The sequence below is a fragment of the Paenibacillus soyae genome (assembly GCF_024623455.1).
Lineage (GTDB): Bacteria > Bacillota > Bacilli > Paenibacillales > Paenibacillaceae > Pristimantibacillus > Pristimantibacillus soyae.
Genome location: NZ_JANIPJ010000014.1, coordinates 147,563 through 169,988 on the forward strand (window position 1 = coordinate 147,563; position 22,426 = coordinate 169,988).

Consider the following 22,426-nt stretch of genomic DNA (forward strand, 5'->3'; position numbering starts at 1 on the left):
TAATGACGCTTCTTCAGCTCGAAATCTTTATTGCCATATATGAAACCGGAAGTTTTACAAAAGCCGCAGAGCGCCTGAATTTATCGCAATCCGCCATCAGCCATTCCCTTCAAGCGCTGGAATCAGAGCTAGGCATCGGGCTATTCGACCGAAACAGAAGAGAGGTTCGAATTACGGTGGCAGGGGCTTCATTCCTTTCTCATGCCAGAGAGGCCATCAATCAAACCCGAATTATTGAGCAGCTAGCATCAAGACTGACGAAGCTTGAAACAGGCAAAATAAAAATCGGCTCCTTTCCAAGCTTTACCGCGAATCTGCTGCCAGAGCTACTGGTTGGTTTTCAGGAGAAATACCCGAGCATCGACTATCTCGTGAGGGAGGGCGATTATTACGATATCGCTGCCTGGGTCAAAATCCGCGAGGTGGACGTTGGTTTTTCTATCCATCCGCAGAATGACCTTCATTTTTTCCCACTGCTTGAAGATCCGATTTACGTCGTCATGTCCGAATCCCATCGGCTAGCCGGGCGATCGGCTCTTTCAATCGAACACATCGCTAATGAAAACTATATCAACGTTAGCGGCTACGAGCAGTTGCTCGACATGATTCTTAAAGCCGCGCCTTCATCCGTTCGATTGAACGCAACCTTCGATTTGAGCAACACCAACTCTATCCTTTCGGTCGTGCGGGCAGGATTAGCAGTCACCTTGCTTCCCCATCTCGCCATTCCGTCGGAATCAACGGGAATTGCCGCTCTGCCGTTAACTCCGGCATTTCATCGTTCCATTGGACTCGTTACGCGTGCCGTCTCTGCCCATACTCCCGCAGCAAGGACGTTTACGGAATTTGTTCTGGAGCGGTACCGTTAAAAAAAAGAGAAGACCGCGCCCCTCTATGGATCGCGGTCTTCCCCCCCTATTTTTCGTTTACGACTTCGTTACGCTCTGCTTCCTCCGGGCGGCCGACCTGCGACGCTTCGCCTCCCAGTCTTCGCTCCATTCCTGGAACAGCTGATAATCCTCGATGACCTGCTCCGAGTAGGATAAGGCTCTGTTCGCCACATATTCGCAGAAGGCTCCCGTATCCTTGCCTATCGCCCGGACGATCTCGTCCTCGCTGTGATAGCTCAATATGCCGTTATCCACGTCAGCATCCGCGCGTGCATGCATTTTGGCCGTAATCTGTCCCATACATTCCGCTGTTCTCGCCCAATCCTTCGGCTCCACCAGCTTGGCAAGCTTCAGCTTCTTCTTGTACGGCGATCTTTCCCTCGCGTAGAAATGTCGGCCATTCAGCGTCAAGTAGCCGAGGAACGGGTCCGCTTCATGATGCATCGCTTGTTGTGTGGTAATAACCCGCTTGCCCTGATGGGCAAACTGCTCCCAGAACGCCTCGCTATAAGGCATGAAGTACACCGGAACCGGCGCGCGCACTTCCTTAATCTCGATAATAATATCGTCTAGCCCTTGATTCTCCGCCCCGCCTTCCATCAGCACGTAGAAGCGGTCCAATCCGATAGACGCGGTACCCGAGCCGTGCTTAACCGCGATATCCTTTATTTGAAAGTAATTCGCCGCGAGCCCCAAGCGGGAGCCCAAGTCGCTCATGTACTCGTTCCAGCCGTCCACGATGAGCTCTCTTTCTTCATCCGTCGGCTTCTGAATTTCTTCCGACCACCGGAAGGTGCGTTTCCCCTCTTCCAGTAACGTAATTTTTTCGATGAAATGGCTGGCCGCAAGCTTTTCCGTCTTCCTTAGCAGCTTCCGGACCGGGCCTTTGGTCGAATGCTCGTCGAACACGAGGTCTGCGGGATCCTCCTTGCGTTCGGCGTACTTCCTAATCTGCTCCACATAAGCCGTCAAATAGGCGTTTACGATATCCGTCTGCTCCTCCGGCGGCAGGAGCCCATTCTCGGACATAGCTAGAAAGAGGCTGACGGACATACGAAGTACGTCGTACAGATAAGACCCCATACACCCTTCATCGAAATCGTTAACGTCAAAAACAATTCGCCCCTTCTCGCTTCGGAACGCCCCGAAGTTCTCGAAGTGCAGGTCGCCCTGAATCCATGTCGGCCGCTCCGGGTCGGTATGATAAGGCAGCCATTCATTTCCTACATCGAAATAAAACAAATAAGCGCTCCCGCGAAAAAACAAATACGCGCTGCCTCTCATCTTCGCATATTTCAACATGCGCTTCTCGTCGCTCAGCCCCATAATTTGGCCATCGAATTCTTCCAATACCCTCGATAAAGTCAATCCCCTTAATTTGCGCTGCGTGTGCTTCACCTGTTCCGTTATATCCGCTTCCAGCTTCATGGATCCCGCCTCCGCATTTATAATTTCTTCATATGAAGAATTGGTTAATCTTCCAAGCCTATGATTCCCATATTATAGCACGTTTTCCTGCTGAGAGCTTAGCTGATATGTTCTACCTGTCCTTATATGCACAAAAAGAGACCGAATCAGGTCTCATGTTCCTCCCTGTCTCGGTCCCCAACCCGCACCATCATCCTTGCTTCCTTCGCGTCTATTCTTGCCCTGTCGCTGCCGGTTTTCCGGCTTCGATTAATTGTTTGTTGCCAACGAAGAAGAGAGCCAGAACGAGAATAAGCAAACCCGTTCCGACAAGCAGCCACTCGATCTCCACCACATCAGCCAGCGGACCGAATATGAGCATGCCGATCGGCATCATCGAGGTCGATATCATGCCGAACACGCCGAAAATCCGGCCCAAATAGTTCGAATCCACCTTCTCCTGCAGCAGGACGGTCGTCGGCGTATTCGCCATAGGCATAGCAACGCCGAATACGGCCATCACGATTAAGTAAATCCAGAACACCGGAACAATGCCCAGCACCAGCGTACATGCGCCCATAATCAAGTTAGCGAAAGCCATGGTATACACTTTGTTGCGGAAGCCGCCCCATGACGCGATAATGGCTCCGCCCGCCATCATGCCGACCGAAAACGCAATTTCGATAGCCGTCAATCGCCAGTAATCGTCGCCGAAGCTTCGCGTGACCTGCAGAGGCGTTAGAAACGCGGCAGGCGCCATCAATACGAAGAAAAACGCGAAAAAGATAAAAAACGGTTTCAGAAAGCTATGGTTCTTGATGTAGGTTATTCCCTGCTTGAAATCGTCCAAATAACTTGTGGTTTGGCCGTCCGCCGCCTTCTGGTGCAAAGGGATCCTTAAGAAGAACAGCAGCGTGAAGATCGCGATCAGCGCAGTGGCCACGTCGATAAAGAAAATGACCTCGATCGTTGCCATGGAAAGCAGCGACGCGCTCACGATGGGCGCAACAAACATCATTAACGCCTGAAGCGTTCCGTTAACGCCGTTAACCTTCGTCAGCTTATCCTCGGGCACGATTTGCGGCAATATCGCCCCAACCGCCGGCGTCTGTATGCCCGCTCCGAGCGCCCGGACGGCAGCGATGACAAACAGAAGCCACGGCTCGTCGTAGCCCATTAAGAAGGTAATCGCGAGAACCAGCGTCACGGCGGCGATCATGGAGTCCGCTATCATAATCAAATTTTTCCGGTTGAAGCGGTCCGCCCATACGCCGGCGAACGGCGATAACAGGAAGGTAGGGATAAACCCGCAAACGATGAACAGCGTCATCATGAGTCCTGATTGCGTGGTTAGCGTGACGTGCCACATAATCGCATATTGAACTAACGCCGAGCCGAACAACGATATGGTTTGACCGCTCAGGAAGAGAATAATGTCCCTCTTCCAATGTTTTTTCTCTTCCATATGTGTCATCTCTTCCACCTTTCCCGAGGCTTCCTATAACAATTAATTGCCATACAGCCAATTTCCCAGTCCTCATTATGACAGAAACAACGACTAAACGTTTCTTATAAATTGCGATTTTATTACAGTACTTCGGCAGCAAGCCGATAACAAAAGGCACCAGTACCAAGACTGGTGCCTCCTAATTTCCGTTATCTATTTATTAATACCATACCGGATCCGGGTTGCCTTCATTCTCGCGAGCTCATCATTCAGTCCGAGGCTTTCCATTTCTTGAATGATCGTCTCTTCGATGCCGTCTTCATGATAGAAGTAGGATTCCAAATGAAGGTGGAAATCACGGAAAAGCGCAAGCTTAGACGCGTAAGTTGCGTTTTTCAGGAACGCCTTGAGCTCTATTAAGCTGATATCTTCATCCAGCACGATCGTGCTGTGATTGAGTCCGGCAGCCTGCGAATCCACCTCCAGGACGCCCAGCAGATCCTCCGTCGGGACAATGATTTGCTTCTCCCGCTTCGCTCTCACTTTCTCCGAATAGGTGTAGGGATCGCGAATGGCGGGCAGCTTCAGCTTCGCCTCTACCCGTTCGCGTACAATCCGCTTCTGTTCCTCCCATTGTTCACGCTCTTCATCCGTTAGCGTATAGTCCGACTCGTTCTCCCACTCCTCAAGCTGCTCCAGATAATCCTGTTCATCCTTATAGTTCATATAGAACAGACTGGTATCCACCATCCCGATGCGAAGGAATTCACGGATATTGTCCGCTACGACGATGGCAGGCTGGTCGAAGCTCATCGGAGATACCATGACGATCGGCGCTTCTTCCAAGCTGGCAGCCATTCCGAAATCCGTCAGGAACCCGTAATGCTCGCCGTCTCCGCCCGTCCATCCGAAGGTGATTACGTCCAGCGGCGTATTGAAATAGCCGCTGAGGTCATAGGTGGGGTAAAAGCCGATCCCGTCCCAAATATCGTATCCTTCCCGCGTTAGCTCTTCACTAAGCTCAACCAAAGCGTCAAGAGTAGGAGAATTCTCGTACTTCCCGTAATTTACCTTTTTGCTCTCCTCTTCAGACAACGCGGGCTGCTCCGCTTCTTCCTCATAGGAGCTTTCGTCATCCTCTACGCTTTCGTAGGTGACCATAATGGTGCTCGTGTCGTCGATCCACTTCACAACGGTATCGCTAATCTCCCCAAGGCGATACATGTCGATATAAGCCGTACTGTTCACCATCCGAATGTCGCTTTCATCCTTCAGCCACAAATTGCTCGTGACGCTAATATGCCGTTCCGTATAAGTGATCTTTATGAGACCAGGCGACCATTCCACCTTCCAGCCCATCTGCTCCAACACGGCGCGCAGCGGCACGAAGCGTTTTCTCCCGTCGATGAGAACCGGCTTGTCCGAACGAAGCGGCTGGCCGTCTATGAGAACGTGGACGGATGCATTCTCTACCATCTTGCTCTCTACTGCCTGTACGGCATCGTATGCCGGAGCAGCGCCAGCCAGCATGATGGCGCTTAATACAGCGATCAACCCTTTTTTAGCCTTCTTCAATGTCATCTATCTCCTCTGATCGAATCTCAACACCCCTTAATATACCATCATACTAATTCATCCACTAGCATTTTCCATCCCCGCTTGCTATAAAACGAAAGAAGGAGCCGCGCTCCAGCACGACTCCCAGCATACTAGACTATAGAAAGGCGGCGCTCAGCGCGCCTCTATACCATTCAGGAATTTAAAAATTGCACCAACGCCTGGTTGAATTCTTCGGCATGCGTTGCGTTAAATCCGTGCGGCCCGCCTTGGATAACGACCAATTGGCTGCCCGCTATCCGCTCATGCGCCTTCTGTCCGCTTATTTCAACAGGGACAATCGCGTCGGAGTCGCCATGAAGAATGAGGGTCGGCAAGTTGAATTTCTCCAAGTCTCCGCGAAAATCGGTGTAACAAAATGCGGAGATGCAATCGAGCGTGCCTTTCGGTGACGCGAAGGCCGCAATATCTCGATTATAGAGACGGAACTCTTCGGAAACCAAGTCCGTTCGGTCACCCGAGGCGAAGAAGTTCTTGGTGAACGTATCCAGGAATGCCAGGCGATCGGCTTTCACCCCGTCTTGAAGGCCTCGAATGGCCGCATCGTCGAATCCGCCGTCCGGATTATCCGAGGTTTTGTGCAGGAACGGAGGAACGGCTCCGGCCAACACCGCTTTTGCCACACGCTCTGTCCCATAAGTACCGATGTAACGCGCTACTTCTCCGCCTCCCATCGAGAAACCGACCAACGTCACATCGTGAAGGTCCAGATGCAAGATTAATTGATTCAGATCCGCAGCGAATGTATCGTAGTCGTAACCGTCCCAAGGCTGCGAAGACTGACCGAACCCGCGGCGGTCGTATGTAATGACCCGGTAACCGGCTTCCACCAATGCAGGCACTTGCTTCTCCCAGGACCTCCCGCTAAGCGGCCAACCGTGAATCAAGACAACCGGTTTTCCCTTTCCTACATCCTCGTAATGCAGCTCAACCGCATTTCCATTTTCCTGTCCAACTGCAACCTTCGCCATTTGCACTTCCTCCATTTCCGTTTCTGAACATAGTAGGTTGTATAATATGACTAACCCACATTATACCAATTGAATCACATGGTAAGCTACAGCGTCATCAGATATTGAGCATGCCTCCGAACTTCATCCGCTTCTAGAGGTCCGCCGTGCCCCAAATAGAATCTTCGATGCCCCGTTTCCACCAACCGTTGCAGCTCGCGCGCAACACGGCGGTTGAAGCAGACGACGGATACCTTGCATTAAGAGAGGATGCGGTAGCCGCGCATGGCCGATTCGCAGCCCTCATTCAAAGCATATTGGATAAAGGCGTTGACAACGGGGAGCTTCAACCGGATATGGGGACCGAAGCCGTTGCCTCATTCATCGTTTCTTCGATCGAAGGCGGGGTAATGTCGAGCAGGCTAACCCAAGACAATAAACATGTTGAATTCGTCATTCAGCACATAGGGCTTGTCCTGTCAGCTTATAAGATAAGGGATTAAGCAAGCCGTTGAACAAGCACGCCAAAGAGGGCTGCAACAGGTCACAGCACTTGACCGGTCGCAGCCCTCCAATACTTCGCAATATGACGCTAGCCAGCTATATGTTCAGGCTGCTCATGGACCATGCTTCTACATCCCACGTTTTGGTGACCCACTCCTCATAAAAGTCCGGCTCGTGAGAGACGAGTACGACTGTACCCTTGTAAGCTTGCAGCGCTCGCTTCAATTCGGCTTTGGCCACTACGTCCAAATGGTTCGTCGGCTCATCGAACAAAATCCAGTTGCTTTCCCGCATCATCAGCTTGCAAAGACGAACCTTCGCCTGCTCTCCGCCGCTAAGCTGATTAAGAGAGCGTGTAATATGCTCATTCTTTAGCCCGCAGCGGGCTAGCGCCGCCCGAACCTCATGCTGGTTCATGGAGGAAAACTCCTCCCATACATCTTCTAGCGGAGTCATCGTTGGAGCCTTGGCTTCCTGCTCGAAATAAGCGGGGAATAAATAATCGCCAAGATATGTTTTGCCATCCAGCGGAGGAATAACGCCAAGAATCGTCTTAAGAAGCGTGGACTTGCCGACGCCGTTGCAGCCTACGATCGCAATCTTATCGCCTCGCTCAATGACCATATCCATCTTAGGAAGGAGCGGCTTATTATAGCCGATGACCATTCCCGCCGCCTCGAATACGGTCTTGCCGCTTGATCTGGACTCTTTAAAATGAAAAGTCGGCTTTGCCGCTTCCTCGGGCTTGTCGATGCGGTCGATCCGGCCGAGCTGCTTCTCGCGGCTCTTCGCTCTCCCGGAGGTTGAAGCGCGCGCCTTGTTTTTCTGGATGAACTCCTCTTGCTTCTTAATATACTCCTGCTGCTTCTCGTAGGCGTCGATATGCTGCGCTTTGTTCAGCTCGGCCATCTCCAGAAACTTCTCGTAATTGGCCGAGTAACGCGTCAGCTTCGTAAATTCCAGATGATAGATGACGTCGACGACCTGATTCATGAAGCCCGTTTCATGAGAGATAAGAACAAAGGCATGCGGATAGTTTCTCAAATAATTGGTCAGCCAATGAATATGTTCTTCATCCAAATAGTTCGTAGGCTCATCAAGCAATAGAACGCCTGGCTTCTCGAGCAGCAGCTTGGCGAGCAGCACCTTCGTCCGCTGACCGCCGCTTAGCGCCGTGACGTCGCGGTCAAGACCGATCGCGTTAAGACCTAAACCATTGGCCATTTCATCGACCTTCACGTCGATTAAATAAAAATCGCCGATTTCAAGCTCTTCCTGTATCTCCCCCATTCGCTCCAAGAGCTGCTCCAGCGTATCCGGATCGGCATCGCCCATCTGCGCAATGATAGCGTTCAGCTCTTCTTCTAGTACAAGTAAAGGCAGAAACGCATCTTTCAATACATCCCGAATGGTTTTACCCGCTTCGAGCTTCGTATGCTGGTCCAAATAGCCGTAACGAACGCGGGGCGTCCATTCCACCTTGCCTTCGTCCTTCAACAGCTTGCCTGTCAAAATATTCATAAGCGTGGATTTTCCAGTACCATTCGCGCCAACCAGCCCTACATGCTCTCCCTCGAGCAAACGGAAGGACACATTCCTAAACAATACCCGATCGCCAAACGTATGCGATAATTGCTCGACTGTCAATAAACTCATTGTTCTATATCTCCATTCCTATATGCACGCTAATTCCAACATATTAATCTCTCGATTTGCCCGTACCATTGTACCACAAAAACGTTCATCCCATATTTGGTAACTCTTCTAACCGGCACAGCCAGACCAGAGTCGGGCCGCCTCCCTTGCTGGTTAAGGTTTTACCTGCCATAATATTCCTATATTGTAGCTAAAAAATGAAAAAAGAGGTGTATCCATGAACTTATTTGATAGCTGCTCCGGCCAATCTTTGCAAGCGGGACTGAACTGGTTAAATGAGCCGGATTACTGGGAATTCGACGCCAATCGGGCATTAATCGTCTCAGCGCGAGCTTTTGCCGATTTTTTTATTGATCCATCTGGGGACAACGTCAAATCCTCTGCTCCTTTTTTGTATACTCGGGTCAAGGGCGATTTCAGCGCGGTCACCCGGGTCAGCGTGGAGATGAAGCAGCAATACGATTCCGGATGCTTGATGTTTATGTCCGATGACACTCATTGGGCTAAGCTCTGCTTTGAGTTTTTTGCGGATCATCCCTCCATCCTTAGTGTCGTGACCAAAGAAAGCTCGGATGATTGCATCTCCGCCAAAGCGGATACCAGTCAGCCGTATCTGCGAATGGCAAGAGCCGGAAACTGCTTCGCCTTCCACTATTCGCTGGACGGGGAGCAATGGAAGCTGGTCCGTTATTTCCGGCTCAATTGTCCGGAGGAGATCAAAGTAGGTGTGGTCGCGCAGTCTCCGGTCGGCGACGGCGCACAGGCTAGGTTTGACCACTTTCTGCTAACCCATGGCATCTCTGGCGATATTCGAACGGTGAATTCATAAGCACAAAGAAGAGGCGCGCCGGTATCAGGCTCGCCTCTCCCTCGCTATTGGAGTAAATCAGCTCTTACTCTCGACCAGCTTAGGCTCCGGAGTTTCCTCCCCTTGCCATAGAAGCCGCATCTCCTCGCTCGTTGCCAGCAGCTCGGACAAGGTTCCTTCCGCCTCGATCCGGCCGTCCTTCAAGACGATGATATGGTCGGCCTTCGACAGCGCGGCCCTCCGATGGGATACGGCGATGCAGGTCATATCGCGTTCCTTGAATAACCCATCCCATACCTTCTGCTCCGTCTCCACGTCGAGCGCGCTGGACAGGTCGTCGAAAATATACAAATCGGCGCCCGTCATCAGCATGCGGGCCGTCGCAGCCCGCTGAATCTGGCCGCCGGACAGCATGACGCCTCTTGGCCCGACGAACGTCTCCATTCCTTTATCCAGATCGTGAATATCTTTATCCATAACGGATAAACGAATCGCTCGATCCAGGTCGCCGTCTTCTTTGCCTGCCGTTATGTTCTCTCTCAGCGTGTCGCTGAACAAGCGCGGAACCTGCGGCGTATACGCGGCAAAGGGCGGCATCAGAAAGCTCGCCGGGTCAACCTCTTGGCCGTTCCAGCGAATCGTTCCCTGCTGCTTGGGCAGCAGTCCGAGCAGCGTTCTTACCAGCGTCGATTTGCCCGAGCCAATCCGGCCGGTAATAACGAGGAACTGGCCTCGCTTCAGTCTGAGATCAATATTTTCGATGCCGTTGTCCGAATTCGGATATCGGTAGGTCAGCCCGCTCGCCGCCAATTCTCGAAGCTTTTCATTATCATTCTTAGAGACCTCGGGTATCGGAGGCGGATCCTTATGCAGATACGTTTCCCGATACTCCATAATGCGGTCCTCTTCGCCGGATCGGAACAGAGTTCGCATACGGTCGAACGACACCTTCAGCCGCTTATGCTGGAATACCATATAACCGAACAAGGAGATGCTGTAGCCGATATTCATCAAGTAGCTTGAGAATAACGCAAAGTCTCCTACCGTGAACTGGCCGGCCTTCATCTCCGCCGCGCACATGAGCAGTACAAGACCGGTGCTAATGCTGAGCACATGCTGGCTAAGCGATTTCATCCATTGCTTGAACAGGTCATCCTTGAGCGCCGCCCTGCGGCGGCTTTCGTTCAAATGCTCGAACCGCTTGGACACATGCTCCTCGGCCTGCCCCAGCTTCAAGGTTTGCACGGCTCCGAAGGTTTCCGCGATAAAGCTCGTCACTTTGCCTGTCGCCTCGCGATTCTCCTTCCCATAGCGGCGGGCGCGGCTACCCGATAAATTATTAATCAGCGTGACCAGCGCAAAAGGCAGCAAAGCTACAAGCGTAATCTGCCAGTTGATCGAAGCCATAATGCCGACCGACATGACGGCGAACACGAACATCCCCCAGAAGTCGACCCAGGACTCCACATATTCAACGGCTTCATTGACATCGTCCCGGAATCGGCTCATCGCCTCGCCCGGCGATGCCGGCAGATTCCTTCCCGGCCAGCGCATAATGCCGGCCAGCATGTTCGTACGCAGAATCGCTTGAATATGGTAAATGTAAGTAATCCACTTATAGAAGGCCGCGAAAAAAACGCCGACTCTTCCAAGCCGGACAACCGCGATAAACACGAGCGGCGCGGCAAGCCACATAAAATCCGAACCCTCGACGGCCACCCGGTCGAAAAAATGCTGCATGCCGATGCCGATCAGCAGCGGCAGCGAATGAAAGGCGCACCATAGCAAGCCATTCACAAGAAACAAGGCCAGTCTGAATCGGAACAGACGGCCGATAAACCCGGTGATCGTCATGCAAGCTCCTCCTCTCGCCCGCTTTGCAGCAGTCTGGCGTAATGCGAATCCGGATTCGCCGCCAGCTCTTCCCGCGAGCCGAACTCCAATTGGCGGCCGTCGCCGACCACCATAATTTTATCTACCTGCTCCAAGGTAGCCAGCCGATGGGCAATGATGATGCCCGTGCTGTGCCGCAGCAGCTGGTTCACTCCCGCTTGCAGCATCGCTTCCGTCGCGGCGTCAAGCCTCGATGAAGGCTCATCCAGCACAATCAAGCTCGGCTTGGCAAGAAACACTCTCGCAAGCGCGAATAGCTGCGCTTCGCCTGCCGACAACGATGAGCCGCCCGACGACAAATGCGTATCCAGCCCTTCCGGCTGAGCCGAAATCCAGGGACGCAGACCAAGCTGCCCTATCGTCTCCATGATGGACGCGTCCGTCACGTTCTCATTGAACAAGGTCAAATTGTCGCGCAGGGTGCCGTCGAACAATTGAACGTCCTGCGTCACCATGCCGACCCGGCGGTACAACGCCGGCAACGCGAGCTTCGTGATATCCACTCCGCCAATGCGAATGACGCCGCTGTCCAGGTTATACAGGCGGAGCAGCGCCCGGCTTAGACTAGACTTCCCGCTGCCCGTTCGCCCAATAATGCCGAGGCGCTCTCCCGGCTGAAGCGAGAACGAGATATTTTGCAGGACCGGTTTATCCTTGCTGTAGCTGAAGCTTACTTGTTCAAACTCTAGACTGAGCGCGCCATCCGGCAGCCACTCCTCTTCGCCGTCCAGGATCTCCGTGCGCTGCGATAACAATTCGCGGGAACGAAGCATGCCCGACTTGGCCTTTTGGAATTCCTGCACCTGGTCGCCCAGCCTTTCGATCGGATCATTCAGCATTTGCGTATATTGGTAGATCAGATAAAGCATGCCCAGGCTGATCTCGCCCTGCATATAGGAACGAACGCCCAGCAGCATGACGGCCGTGACCGCCAGCGTAAACAAGGAAACCGTCATATTCCAAGGCACGACGCGAAGCATCCAGGCTTTTCTCCCTTTCAGGAAGACGGCGCGCATGGCGCGGTAGAAGCGATTCATGACGTAAGGGACTTGCCCGTTCGCCTGCACATCCTCGATGCCGGCAATCCGTTCTTCGATCAAGCTGAACAGAGCGGCGCTCGCTTCACGATCCTTGCTGGAAGACTGGACGCCAACATTGCGGATGATCGTCATCGCGAGAACGGACAGAAGCGTAAACGCCGTCATCACGGCGGCGATCGGCACGCTAACCGTATACATAAAGCCGAGAATGCCGGCGAGCAGTACGAAGCTGCCGATAACTTGCACAATAAACATCGCGAAAAAATTCGAAATATTAGACACGTCGCCGTCAACGCGCTCGATCATCTCGCCCGGCGTCTTCTGGTTATGGAATCGCATATCGAGCCGCAGACAATGCTTCAGAAGGTCGCCGCGAAGACGATTGGTCGTTCGCCAGGACACGTCGCTTCCCAAGTAAGTGACCGCAACCCCCAGCGATTGATTGACGACGGCGAGCACAAGGAACAACGCCGCGAGCTCCAGCAGCTCGCTCATCCCTCCGCCTCCCGACGCCGCGTCGATAAAGCGCTGAATGACTTGTGGATTCATCAATTGAAGACCCGTCGATCCAAGAAGCAGGATGAGCAGCAGGATAATGCGGCCCTTCACCGGCTTCAAGTAACGCAGCAGCCATATCGTAGATATTTTCTGTTGGTCAGCCATGGGCTTTCCCCCTTCTCATTAGCAACAATCAATAGTCTAGACGAAGTTGGGTCTTCCTTCCAGATAAAAAACGTTTATAAATAAAGGCGGCGGCGCAAAAAAAGCACATCGCCGTCTGAGCGATGTACTTTCTCGAATTTTCTATGAAATGTGAGATCTTAAAGCCGCTTCAACTCGACAAACCGTTCCCAGCCTCGCGCCATATTTTCCCGGGCCCAATTCCAGTGATCCTTGTTTTCATACTGGCGATATGTACATTCAATCCATAGAATGAGATCCAAATACAGATCGTACAGCGCTCTTCTTCTCCGCTCATGGATCGTCGCGACCTTCCTCCCATAGCCTTCCGCGAACGAGCCGGACCGGTTAAAGTGGCTGAAAAAATGCTCCATGAGCGGGTCTCCCCAGAGCGCCCGTTCGAAATCGATCAAACCCGATATTTTCCCGTTATCGACGAATACGTTGCCTTCCCACAGATCCCAGTGCACGAGACTGGGCTGCTCCACCTCGCTTAAGGCGTCCGCATGGCGAATGATTTCCGCTTCTATGGCGGAGTATCCGCCCGGCAGCTCAATCTCGGCGTCCTTGCCGTCGGCCAGAACCCCCATAATCATCTGCTGGAAGGCTTCGGCCCATGTCGTTTTCCACGAATCCTCCTGCGCATAATACCCGAAACGGGTTCCGCGGTTTTCGTTAATGAGTCGATTGTATGCGCCCAGCTCGCTTTCGATCGCGTCTTTTTCACTCGTGGACAATGACTCTTTTATTTTATTGTAGGGGACGCCATGGAGCTGCTCCATGATGAAATACTCCGACGGAACCAAGGTGCAGGCATCATCGTAAGCCAATACATTCGGAACTGGAACCGCGCCGCCCTTGTCCAGCAAGCGGAGGACTTCGACTTCCGTTCTCATCATGCTTCGTTCGTACCGCATCATCTTTGTCCCGTGGATCGGCGCGACCTTAAGAACGGCAGCCGTTCCATCGCTCATAAGGATCGAGTAGGCGCTGTTCGCCCACCCGTCAGTTAACTCCTTCGTCTCTTGCGGGCGCTTTCCGAATGCATGAAGAATGATCCGTTCTATTTCATGGCTCTCTAGCTTCGATTTCGCTGCGTTTTGCATTCTTCGTCCCCCTCGATCATTAATTGGCGACTGGCCGATTCAAATAAGCAGACAAAAACTGCTCGGTAATAGCAAGAACCTGGGGACTCCAGAAGCCTGGACCATGGTCGGCGCCAGCTACCTTATAAAACAAAACCCGATGCCCGTGTTCCTTCAGCGTCTTATACATTTCTATACTCTGATTCACGTGAACGATTCGATCGTTGTCTCCATGCATGATAAGAAACGGCGGAAGCTCTTTATTCAGATTCTGATGAATAGGACTTGCTTTCTTCGCGATTTCGATATGCTCCTTAACCTTGCCCCCGATCAACAAACCTTCAGGGGAATCGGCGGCATCGTGATCCAGAATGTCATTATATTTTCCCAAGGTAAGCAGATCCGTCACGCCATAATAATCGACTACCGCGCTTACCTCGTCCGACTGCTCCCCATAAAGTCCGTTATTGTAGTCGCCTATCGTAAGTCCCGTCATTAAAGAAAGATGTCCTCCGGATGAGTCGCCCCATACGGCTACACGATTCGAATCGATTCCGTATTCTTCTGCGTGCCTTCGCATAAATCTAATCGCGCATTTTACATCCTCGACGGCAGCCGGGAACTGCGCGATATCGGTATCCCTGATTTCAACGCTGGCTACCACATATCCCTTTGCCGCGATTTGAGAGAGATTGGGAATCCCGGCATATACGTCTTGTTTTCTCCAGGCAGAGCCTTGAACAAAGACGACAAGAGGAAATTTGTACCCCTCTCGGCGCGGCATGATGATTTGAAGTCTTCTTTCGATTTCTCCATAGGTAGCATAGACGACGTCGGGCCGATAAGAACAGGAATAAAACTTTCCCGCTTCCGCATAATCCCCAAATAAAACCTGTGTTCCTTCTGGCATTTCATTCGCCGCAATATCCGCTGCTTTTTTATCCATGCAAGACTCCCCCTCTATGATTACTACCGCTAAATCCTCATGAAAGCTGCTGAATGACTTGCAGGATCTTCTTATCCATACCCGCATCGTCTACCGAATCCAGAAAGCTTGGCGTTATTAATTGCTGTTTTTTTATCAAGTAATAATCCAACAACGCCTGCTTCAAAGTGATATCGAATTGTATGGTAAACGCCGGCTCGAGTATACGTCTAAGCACGACATCATCCTGCACCAAGAACAATGCCGGGTTTATGGGATTGAATACGCCTTCGGCGACACCAGCCTCGAAAAACTGCCTAAAACAGGTTAGGCGTTCTTGTTCTGCTCGCAGGAGAGTATCTAGCAAATTGGGATACGCTTCCTTCAAATCCTGCAGGAGAATATCGGGAACATACACCGCCGCTTTCAAAGAATGCTCAAAGACGATCTGAAATCGCTCTGAATAGGATATTCCCTGGTCTACCATCATTTTCTCGCCGGATTTAAAGTAGTCGGCGCAACTATCAACAAACAATTTGACGATATCGTCCTTGGAAGAAAAGTATTTATACATGGTCGCCTTGCTAATATCCATATGTCTCGCAATATCATCCATATTGAGCTGGCTGAATCGGTTTTTTCTAAAAACAGGCTTTATTTTTTCGAAATATTTGTATCTGATTTGGTCTTTCTCCATCTTCCCTGCCTCCTATCTCCTCCTTTCCATCGTAGCTCACATTTGCCCTGAAGTAAACGATTCTTGACGATATGAACAAACTAAACTAATTTTGCATTTTCAGTTTACTTTGTTCGAGTTGTGTTGTGTATTGGGTTTAAACCAATAATTTACATGATGGGGAGTGGTACGATGCGCGCTTTTGTTACTGGAGGCACAGGATTGCTCGGCGGCAATTTAATTCGGCTTTTGGCGGATCAGGGTTATCAGATCAAGACCCTTGTCCGATCGGCCAAAAAAGCAGAAACGTTATTTGGCGGGTTGAACGTCGAAGTTATTACCGGGGATATGATGGACATTGAACCATGGGCGCATCATCTGAAGGATTGCGATGTTCTCTTTCATACCGCGGCTTATTTCCGCGAGACGTTCCGCAGAGGAGATCACTGGACCCCATTACACAAGGTGAACGTGACTCAGACTGTTCGATTATTTGAGTATGCGGAAAAATACGGCGTGGGGAAAATTATTCATACCAGTACAAATGCGACTATTCGCAAACGCGGGGATGGAAGGCCAAGCGACGAAAGCGACCGGATGGATCCCGATGAAGCACTTAATTTATACGGGAAAAGCAAGGTGGTCGGAGACCAGGCAATCGATAAATTTCTGCGGGAGCACAAAACCCCGGTCGTAACGATTCTGCCCGCCTGGATGTTCGGTCCCGGCGATTCCGCTCCGACCGGCAGCGGCCAGCTAGTATTGAACTTCCTGTCCAGAAAGCTGCCAGGGTCCTTCCCTTCCGGTATCGACGTCGTGGACGCCCGGGATGTGGCGCTTGCGATGATTAAAGCGGCCGAATCCTCCGTTGGCAACGAGCGATATATCATTTCCGGCCATTATACGAATTTAGAGGAATTGTTCGCCATTCTTCAGAGAGTATCCGGTGTCCAAGGACCGTCCAAAAAATTCCCCCTTCCTCTTGTCTATCTGTCAACATGGATCAATGAACGAATAGCCGTATTGCGAAACAAGGAAACCGATCTCTCCATAGAGGAGCTTCGTGTCATGACCGAAATGAAGCGAACAAGCGGGGCAAAGGCCGTTCGTAATCTGAAGGCTGCCATTAGACCGCTTGAGGATACCCTTCGGGATACGGTCCAATGGTTTAGAGCTAATGGCGCAAAGGGATAAAGGCTGGCGTGAAATGCGGCACGGTTCCCCGCGCTTTCTGTAACCGCAAGTTGAAGGGCCATCCTCCGCAAATGGCCCTTCATGGCGTTGCGTCTCTCGCTTACAAATGAGACCCGCCCGTCGCATCGAGCATCTGTCCCGTTACCCAACGGCCGTCCGGCGAAGCCGCAAACGCGACGATATCCGCGATATCCGCAGGTTCGCCCACTCGTCCAAGCGCGGACATTCCTTCGGCGTGCGTTCGACCTTCGGGCGTATGCAGCCACGCCGCGTTAACGTCCGTATCGACGATGCCAGGCATGACCGCATTGACGGTAATACCCCGCGGACCCAGAAGCTGGGCCAGGTGAAGGGTAAATGTATTGATTGCGCCTTTGGTCAAGTTGTAGGCCATAATATGCGGGTAGGCAATTCGTGTCACTCCGGATGAAATGTTAATAACGCGACCGCCGTTCCGCAAGCGTCCGAGCGATCGTTGGACGAGAAAAAACGGCGCTTTGACATTGACCGCGAACAGCTTATCAAAATCCTCTTCGTTCGTCTCTTCAAATGACGACGATGTGCCGATTCCAGCATTGTTGACCAAGATATCAAATTGGTTGCTGCCCGTCCTGCGAATAAGCTCCTCATCCAGAATGTTAAGTAGCTTGTCGACACCGTCCAGGGAATCCAATTCTGCGCCAATGGCGAAAGCCGTGCCGCCCGCGGCATGTATCATGGAAACAGTCTCTTCCGCCGCGTCTCTCCGTAAGCCGTAATGTACAGCGACCAGCGCACCTTCGTCCGCGAGGCGCAGAGCGATCCCTCTCCCGATTCCACGGCTGGCTCCTGTGACAACCGCGACTTTGCTTTCCAGACGTTTGCTATTCATATAGACCCACTCCTTATCAATTGGTAAGTACCATGATAAACCCTCCCCTGGAGCGGAGAGTCAAGTGGATCCCGAAGCTTTTTTTCGAATCCGTTCGATCGGCATGATCGTCTCCGCCATTCGTAACTGGCCGTAGATATCTTTGTCCGACGTTAGATATACCTCCCGGACCGGAACCGTCTCGAGCGGCCGGTAACCCTCGTTAGCTGCCCATGACCTCAGCACCTCGGCCGCCTTGCAATTATTTTTATACGGGTCGCATCGGTGGGTATAAATAACAGCAGCCTTCACGCCTGGCATTTGATAGATGCTCACACTGCGGCTGTCAGGTATCTCTTTGGAGATTGGCATAGCCACCTCGATGTCCGAAGGCTCTTCGTCACAATCAGCCTTCCTGTGCCATACGATTGTCATCTCGCGCTCCGGATCCTCACCGTGTGAGCGGACATACCGCTTCAGTTCGTCGAGCAGGAGACAAAGCTTGCCCTTCGGCGTATTCTCGCGGATGGAAGCCACGAGAACAGGCTCCACGCTTCGCAGCGAAATCTTCCCATCCTCTGCAGTCGCCGCATGTCTTACTACCCGTACGAGCCGTTCATCGACCTCTTCAAGCTGCTGCTGGGCCATCCGTATTTGCGACTCGAGTTCCTCCCGCTTCTTGAGCAGCGTACTTACCGCTTCCGACGGAGAAACCGCTCCGGTCAACAGCGGCCGCATCATCTCGAGTGTCAGGCCCTGTTCTTTGAACCCTTCGATGCGACGAATGGTCAGCAGCTGATCTGCCGTGTAGTATCGATAGCCCGAATCCTTCTCTACGTGAGCGGGCTTTAGCAGGCCAAGTTCATCATAGTGACGCAGCGTTTTGATCGTCATTCCGCTCAGTTTGGCGAACGCTCCAATTTTAAACATACGCACCCCTCGCTTATATTCCGATACTGTAATTTTATCACTTGCCAATGCTGCTGCCACTTTGTTCCATGAAAAAATACACCATCAAGATATAACCTCTTGATGGTGTATTCCACTCCAATATACCGTTCTTGGCGCCGAGCCTATTCCTTCACGCTTCCAAGCTGCAAGCCGGCGACGAAATGCCGCTGCAGGAATGGGTACACGACCAGAATCGGCAGCGATGCCACGATCGTGATGGCGGCCCTAATCGACAGCGGCGTAAGCATCGTGGCCGTATCCGCGGCAGCCGCTGAAGAGATGTTCGGATTACTGTTGAAATTCATCGAGGAGGACAATAGCCTCATGAGCTCGTATTGGAGCGTGCTGAGCTCCTGCCTCGACGAGGCGAAGATAAACGTGTCAAACCACTGATTCCATTGGCCGACGGCCGTGAATAACGATATCGTCGCCAGCACGGGCGCGCAGAGAGGCAGAATGATGCTGATGAACACCTTGAAGTCGCTCGCGCCATCCATCTTGGCCGATTCGACCAAGCTTTCCGGCAGCGTGTGAATATAAGTGCGGACGACGAGCATGTTGAACGCGCTAATCAGCCCTGCCCCGGCTCCCGGGAACAGAATATAAACCAGAAAGTTATTCAGCAGATGCAGATCCTTAATCAAAAAATAGGAAGGGATAAGACCGGCGCTGAAGTACATGGTGAGCACGAAAATCAGCGTGACGGGCTTCCGGAACATATACTCCTTACGGCTGATGGTATACGCCAGCATCGCCGTCAGGAAGACGCTGATCACCGTGCCGATGACGGTCCTGGCTACGGACACCCAGAACGCATCATACACTTTCCCGCTCACGAAGACCGCCTCGTAATTTTTGAACGTCCATTCCCGCGGCCAAATGTAGATGCCGCCGCGCGTCGTGTCGATCCCCGAGTTGAACGAGATCGCCAGCGTATTAAGAAACGGATATAACGTGACGATCACGATGAACAGCATGATGAGATAGTTGAACGTATGGAACAGAAACGGCTCCGCTTTGAATTTGGTTCGTACTGTTTGCATAGGGAGCCCTCCTTATATGATTCGCTCTTCGCCGAGACGCTTGGCGATGATATTCGCGCAATAGAGCAACACAATGCTGACGACGGTTTTGAAGATGCCGGCCGCGACGCCGAGCGAGTAGTTCCCGATCCGCAGACCGTACTTCAGAACGAAAATATCGATCGTCTCCGACCAGTCGAGCACTTGTCCGTTGCCAAGGAAATATTGAATGTCAAAGCCGCCGCCGTTCAGGATCCAGCCCACGTTCATGATCAGCAGAATGACGATAACGGGACGAATGCCGGGCAGCGTCACGTTCCAAATTTTGCGGAAGCGACCTGCGCCGTCCACCTCCGCCGCCTCATACAGAGACGGATCGACGGAAGCAATGGCCGCCAAATAAATGATCGTGTTCCAGCCTACTTCTTTCCAGACGTTGGTGAGTCCTACGATTCCCCAAAAATACTTGCCTTCACCTAACCATAATATCGGTTCATTGATAATATGAAGCTTCATAAGCACGACGTTCACGATGCCGCCTTCGGTGGACAAGGCCATGGAGACAAGACCGGTCACGATGACCCAGGAAAGAAAGTGCGGAAGATAAGAGATCGTTTGGATCAGCCTCTTAATTCCGGTTTTCCTTATTTCGTTCATGAGCAGCGCCAAGCCGATTGCCGTGACGAAACCGAGGATGAGCGAAATAAAGCTCATGGCGATCGTATTTCGAAGAACCCGGATAAAGCTATCATCCGTGAACAGAAACCGGAACTGATCGAGCCCAACCCAAGTCTGTTCAAGGATGGGGAAGCCCGGTTTATAGTTCTGAAAGGCCATCAGCCAGCCCCAGATGGGGCCGTACGCGAAGAGAAGGATGTATAGCACCATCGGAATGGACATGAGAATGAGCTGCCTTTGGCGGATCATGCGCCTCCAGAACGTGTTCGTCCGCCGGGCGGACTGGGGTGTGACTTCAATCTTATGGACCGTTTGCTGCGGCATCGGTTCCCGCCTCCTGTTTCTAACGAGCGGAAGGCCGGAACTTTAGCTCCAACCTCCCGCTCCTCTTCGTCTTATTTACTGCTCCAGTTGTCAACACGCCACTTCAGCTGCTCGTTGACTCGATCCAGATAAGCTTGCGTATTCACTTTGCCCATTTCCGCCACATATTCAGACCAAACATTGTTGAATTCATCCGGTTTGCTTAAGATAGCCTTAGGCAAATACTTGAAATCCAAATCCTTCATCTTCTGGTTGGCGACTTTTGCATCGGAACCTTCGATAAGGTCAATGTTCCAGGCCGGATACGAAACGCGGTTCTCCGGTGGAGACGAGAAGAAGTCACTCCACACCTTAAAGCCGTAGGCGGATAACACTTCCTTGTCGATGTCTTTCAAGTTTGCGAAATATTCGTCAGGCTGGTTGCCCGGTCCGTCGGCATTGCCGTCCGGGTAGTTGCCTTCCAGCTTAGGCAGATAGCCCCAAAGCGATTCCGCTTTGAACTTTTGCTTCCAAGTGACGTCTTCTTGCTGCGCGCGCATCTCCGGCGTCCGGTAGTAGAGTCCGTTGTCGCCAACGAGATAGTCGACGCCTTCTTCACCCCAGTTGAGGCGCTTCTGCCACTCTTCCGATAGCATCGTGTCAATGAACTTGATGATTCTCACCGGATCCTCGGCCTTGACCGTAATTCCGAATCCATTGCCCAGATTGACTACAGGTCGATCCAAGTAGTAATCTGTTGTGCTCTCGTCATACACAAGAGGGAAACCGACGTACGTACGATCGACTTTGCCTTGCGAAACGAGCGAATCATGAGCTTGCCCGAAGTTCCAGCGTTGGTCGAACATGGCGAGCACGCGGCCGCTGGACAGCTTCGCCAGATACTGGTCATAGTTCTGTGCGAATGCTTCTTTGTCCATCAAGCCTTTGGCATTAATTTCATTCAGTTTGGTATAGTACGGCTTCGCTACATCCGTAGCTGAGAAGAGCGTAGCGACGTTCGTATCCGGATCGACGAGGACGCCGCCGTCGTTCGGGTGACCGGCCAGATGCTGAGGCGCGTTGCGCAAGCCCCAATCGCGCCAATCGAAAGCGAGCGACGTGAACCCGATCGTCGGTTGGCCATCGATCTCAGGGTACTTGGCCGCATAATCCTCGATCAGCTTGAAGTATTCATCCAACGTTTTGATTTTTGGATAGCCGTATTCTTTGAGAATCGCCTTCTGGATATAGAAGGCCGGCCCCATGTAGTCCGTCGGCTTGAAGTCGCCTTGGTAGACCCCGTAGTTCGGCAGCCAATAGATGTGGCCGTCCGCCGGGTCTTTCAACTGCTCCCATACTTTTCCGTAATGCTTCTTCAAATTCGGCGCATGCTCCTCGATGAGGTCTTCCAGAGGAATGACCGCTTTGGCCGCCGTCAGCTTTGTATTCGCCGTGATCATGTCCGGGTAGTCTCCGCCCGCGATCATAACGCCGAGCTTCTGCTCGATATCGCCGACCAAATATTCTTCCTTCAGCGTAACACCGAGCTTCTCTTTGATCTCCTGATAGATCTTGTTGTCATCCGTCGGGATTGGTCCCGTAGCAGCCGTAAACAAGGAGATGGTGAACGGTTCCACTTTCTCTCCATTCGTGGAATCGCCCGCATCGGGCGATGACGAAGCCGTCGAAGACGCATTACCGTTATTGCTGTTGTTCCCAGAGCAAGCGGTTGCAACCATACTGACCGTTAGTGTCAGCATAAGCAACCATAAAGCTGACTTCTTAGTACGAACCCCCATGTATAATCCTCCTTAGCGGATGTGACGCAAGATAAGCGCGCTTTCATCTT

At 52.0% G+C, this 22,426-nt stretch carries 19 protein-coding genes; 4 read left to right on the plus strand and 15 right to left on the minus strand.

From position 1 onward, the window contains the following. Window positions 1-2 precede the first annotated feature (2 nt). Entirely contained in the window at window positions 3-869 is an 867-nt protein-coding gene (locus tag NQZ67_RS19160) for a LysR family transcriptional regulator (RefSeq protein WP_257449054.1), read from the plus strand. 57 nt (window positions 870-926) lie between these two features. Here the strand turns inward: NQZ67_RS19160 and NQZ67_RS19165 are convergent, their stop codons facing one another. The 4 genes from NQZ67_RS19165 to NQZ67_RS19180 all read right to left on the minus strand — a co-directional run bounded on the left by NQZ67_RS19165 (window position 927) and on the right by NQZ67_RS19180 (window position 6,332). Continuing rightward, on the minus strand, window positions 927-2,318 hold the full coding sequence (locus NQZ67_RS19165) for a DUF2252 domain-containing protein (protein WP_257449055.1): 1,392 nt from the start codon (window positions 2,316-2,318) through the stop codon (window positions 927-929). A gap of 211 nt (window positions 2,319-2,529) precedes the next feature. Next, window positions 2,530-3,762: an MFS transporter gene (locus NQZ67_RS19170; RefSeq protein WP_371825327.1), complete on the minus strand. Its 1,233-nt coding sequence runs from the start codon at window positions 3,760-3,762 to the stop codon at window positions 2,530-2,532. Between the two features lie 195 nt (window positions 3,763-3,957). Continuing rightward, a complete protein-coding gene (locus NQZ67_RS19175) occupies window positions 3,958-5,319 on the minus strand; it encodes a stalk domain-containing protein (RefSeq protein WP_257449057.1) in 1,362 nt (453 codons plus the stop codon). Between the two features lie 176 nt (window positions 5,320-5,495). Further along, the gene (locus tag NQZ67_RS19180; protein ID WP_257449058.1) at window positions 5,496-6,332 is read right to left on the minus strand and encodes an alpha/beta fold hydrolase; all 837 of its coding nucleotides are present in this window, start codon (window positions 6,330-6,332) and stop codon (window positions 5,496-5,498) included. 167 nt (window positions 6,333-6,499) lie between these two features. On the opposite strand from NQZ67_RS19180, the gene NQZ67_RS19185 reads away from it, so the two are divergent. Continuing rightward, entirely contained in the window at window positions 6,500-6,814 is a 315-nt protein-coding gene (locus NQZ67_RS19185) for a TetR family transcriptional regulator C-terminal domain-containing protein (RefSeq protein WP_257449157.1), read from the plus strand. 97 nt (window positions 6,815-6,911) lie between these two features. Here the strand turns inward: NQZ67_RS19185 and NQZ67_RS19190 are convergent, their stop codons facing one another. Continuing rightward, entirely contained in the window at window positions 6,912-8,471 is a 1,560-nt protein-coding gene (locus tag NQZ67_RS19190; protein WP_257449059.1) for an ABC-F family ATP-binding cassette domain-containing protein, read from the minus strand. 217 nt (window positions 8,472-8,688) lie between these two features. Here NQZ67_RS19190 and NQZ67_RS19195 point away from each other — a divergent pair, with 217 nt between their 5' ends. Then, a complete protein-coding gene (locus NQZ67_RS19195) occupies window positions 8,689-9,300 on the plus strand; it encodes a DUF1349 domain-containing protein (protein ID WP_257449060.1) in 612 nt (203 codons plus the stop codon). 57 nt (window positions 9,301-9,357) lie between these two features. Here the strand turns inward: NQZ67_RS19195 and NQZ67_RS19200 are convergent, their stop codons facing one another. The 5 genes from NQZ67_RS19200 to NQZ67_RS19220 all read right to left on the minus strand — a co-directional run bounded on the left by NQZ67_RS19200 (window position 9,358) and on the right by NQZ67_RS19220 (window position 15,600). After that, the gene (locus NQZ67_RS19200) at window positions 9,358-11,133 is read right to left on the minus strand and encodes an ABC transporter ATP-binding protein (protein WP_257449063.1); all 1,776 of its coding nucleotides are present in this window, start codon (window positions 11,131-11,133) and stop codon (window positions 9,358-9,360) included. Continuing rightward, window positions 11,130-12,875, minus strand: coding sequence for an ABC transporter ATP-binding protein (locus NQZ67_RS19205; protein ID WP_257449065.1), 1,746 nt, complete (start codon window positions 12,873-12,875; stop codon window positions 11,130-11,132). Before NQZ67_RS19205 ends, NQZ67_RS19200 begins: the two co-directional genes overlap by 4 nt. Before the next feature lie 158 nt (window positions 12,876-13,033). Beyond that, complete coding sequence (locus NQZ67_RS19210; protein WP_257449067.1) at window positions 13,034-13,999, minus strand: phosphotransferase family protein; 966 nt, start codon at window positions 13,997-13,999, stop codon at window positions 13,034-13,036. A 19-nt stretch (window positions 14,000-14,018) separates the two neighbouring features. Beyond that, window positions 14,019-15,011, minus strand: a complete 993-nt coding sequence (locus NQZ67_RS19215) for an alpha/beta hydrolase (RefSeq protein WP_257449069.1) — start codon at window positions 15,009-15,011, stop codon at window positions 14,019-14,021. Beyond that, the gene (locus NQZ67_RS19220; protein WP_257449071.1) at window positions 14,962-15,600 is read right to left on the minus strand and encodes a TetR/AcrR family transcriptional regulator; all 639 of its coding nucleotides are present in this window, start codon (window positions 15,598-15,600) and stop codon (window positions 14,962-14,964) included. The genes NQZ67_RS19215 and NQZ67_RS19220 overlap by 50 nt, the downstream gene beginning before the upstream one ends. A 171-nt stretch (window positions 15,601-15,771) precedes the next feature. Here NQZ67_RS19220 and NQZ67_RS19225 point away from each other — a divergent pair, with 171 nt between their 5' ends. After that, the gene (locus NQZ67_RS19225; RefSeq protein WP_257449073.1) at window positions 15,772-16,773 is read left to right on the plus strand and encodes an NAD-dependent epimerase/dehydratase family protein; all 1,002 of its coding nucleotides are present in this window, start codon (window positions 15,772-15,774) and stop codon (window positions 16,771-16,773) included. Window positions 16,774-16,873: 100 nt separating this feature from the next. Here the strand turns inward: NQZ67_RS19225 and NQZ67_RS19230 are convergent, their stop codons facing one another. From NQZ67_RS19230 to NQZ67_RS19250, 5 genes are all read right to left on the minus strand, one after another. Continuing rightward, window positions 16,874-17,644, minus strand: a complete 771-nt coding sequence (locus tag NQZ67_RS19230) for an SDR family oxidoreductase (RefSeq protein WP_257449075.1) — start codon at window positions 17,642-17,644, stop codon at window positions 16,874-16,876. Between the two features lie 60 nt (window positions 17,645-17,704). Next, complete coding sequence (locus NQZ67_RS19235) at window positions 17,705-18,553, minus strand: MerR family transcriptional regulator (RefSeq protein ID WP_257449077.1); 849 nt, start codon at window positions 18,551-18,553, stop codon at window positions 17,705-17,707. 143 nt (window positions 18,554-18,696) lie between these two features. Beyond that, window positions 18,697-19,617 carry a carbohydrate ABC transporter permease gene (locus tag NQZ67_RS19240; RefSeq protein ID WP_257449079.1) on the minus strand — a complete coding sequence of 307 codons (921 nt, stop codon included), beginning with the start codon at window positions 19,615-19,617 and terminating at the stop codon, window positions 18,697-18,699. A 12-nt stretch (window positions 19,618-19,629) separates the two neighbouring features. Beyond that, complete coding sequence (locus NQZ67_RS19245) at window positions 19,630-20,598, minus strand: ABC transporter permease (protein ID WP_257449081.1); 969 nt, start codon at window positions 20,596-20,598, stop codon at window positions 19,630-19,632. Between the two features lie 71 nt (window positions 20,599-20,669). Beyond that, the gene (locus tag NQZ67_RS19250; protein ID WP_257449083.1) at window positions 20,670-22,376 is read right to left on the minus strand and encodes an ABC transporter substrate-binding protein; all 1,707 of its coding nucleotides are present in this window, start codon (window positions 22,374-22,376) and stop codon (window positions 20,670-20,672) included. Window positions 22,377-22,426 lie beyond the last annotated feature (50 nt).

Excerpts from the sequence above, each read along its gene's own strand:
- NQZ67_RS19160 (WP_257449054.1), top strand. The coding sequence starts at position 3 with ATGACGCTTCTTCAGCTCGAAATCTTTATTGCCATATATGAAACCGGA.
- NQZ67_RS19165 (WP_257449055.1), bottom strand. The coding sequence starts at position 2,318 with ATGAAGCTGGAAGCGGATATAACGGAACAGGTGAAGCACACGCAGCGC.
- NQZ67_RS19170 (WP_371825327.1), bottom strand. The coding sequence starts at position 3,762 with ATGGAAGAGAAAAAACATTGGAAGAGGGACATTATTCTCTTCCTGAGC.
- NQZ67_RS19180 (WP_257449058.1), bottom strand. The coding sequence starts at position 6,332 with ATGGCGAAGGTTGCAGTTGGACAGGAAAATGGAAATGCGGTTGAGCTG.
- NQZ67_RS19185 (WP_257449157.1), top strand. The coding sequence starts at position 6,500 with ATGCCCCGTTTCCACCAACCGTTGCAGCTCGCGCGCAACACGGCGGTT.
- NQZ67_RS19190 (WP_257449059.1), bottom strand. The coding sequence starts at position 8,471 with ATGAGTTTATTGACAGTCGAGCAATTATCGCATACGTTTGGCGATCGG.
- NQZ67_RS19195 (WP_257449060.1), top strand. The coding sequence starts at position 8,689 with ATGAACTTATTTGATAGCTGCTCCGGCCAATCTTTGCAAGCGGGACTG.
- NQZ67_RS19200 (WP_257449063.1), bottom strand. The coding sequence starts at position 11,133 with ATGACGATCACCGGGTTTATCGGCCGTCTGTTCCGATTCAGACTGGCC.
- NQZ67_RS19205 (WP_257449065.1), bottom strand. The coding sequence starts at position 12,875 with ATGGCTGACCAACAGAAAATATCTACGATATGGCTGCTGCGTTACTTG.
- NQZ67_RS19210 (WP_257449067.1), bottom strand. The coding sequence starts at position 13,999 with ATGCAAAACGCAGCGAAATCGAAGCTAGAGAGCCATGAAATAGAACGG.
- NQZ67_RS19215 (WP_257449069.1), bottom strand. The coding sequence starts at position 15,011 with ATGCGGGTATGGATAAGAAGATCCTGCAAGTCATTCAGCAGCTTTCAT.
- NQZ67_RS19220 (WP_257449071.1), bottom strand. The coding sequence starts at position 15,600 with ATGGAGAAAGACCAAATCAGATACAAATATTTCGAAAAAATAAAGCCT.
- NQZ67_RS19225 (WP_257449073.1), top strand. The coding sequence starts at position 15,772 with ATGCGCGCTTTTGTTACTGGAGGCACAGGATTGCTCGGCGGCAATTTA.
- NQZ67_RS19230 (WP_257449075.1), bottom strand. The coding sequence starts at position 17,644 with ATGAATAGCAAACGTCTGGAAAGCAAAGTCGCGGTTGTCACAGGAGCC.
- NQZ67_RS19235 (WP_257449077.1), bottom strand. The coding sequence starts at position 18,553 with ATGTTTAAAATTGGAGCGTTCGCCAAACTGAGCGGAATGACGATCAAA.
- NQZ67_RS19240 (WP_257449079.1), bottom strand. The coding sequence starts at position 19,617 with ATGCAAACAGTACGAACCAAATTCAAAGCGGAGCCGTTTCTGTTCCAT.
- NQZ67_RS19245 (WP_257449081.1), bottom strand. The coding sequence starts at position 20,598 with ATGCCGCAGCAAACGGTCCATAAGATTGAAGTCACACCCCAGTCCGCC.
- NQZ67_RS19250 (WP_257449083.1), bottom strand. The coding sequence starts at position 22,376 with ATGGGGGTTCGTACTAAGAAGTCAGCTTTATGGTTGCTTATGCTGACA.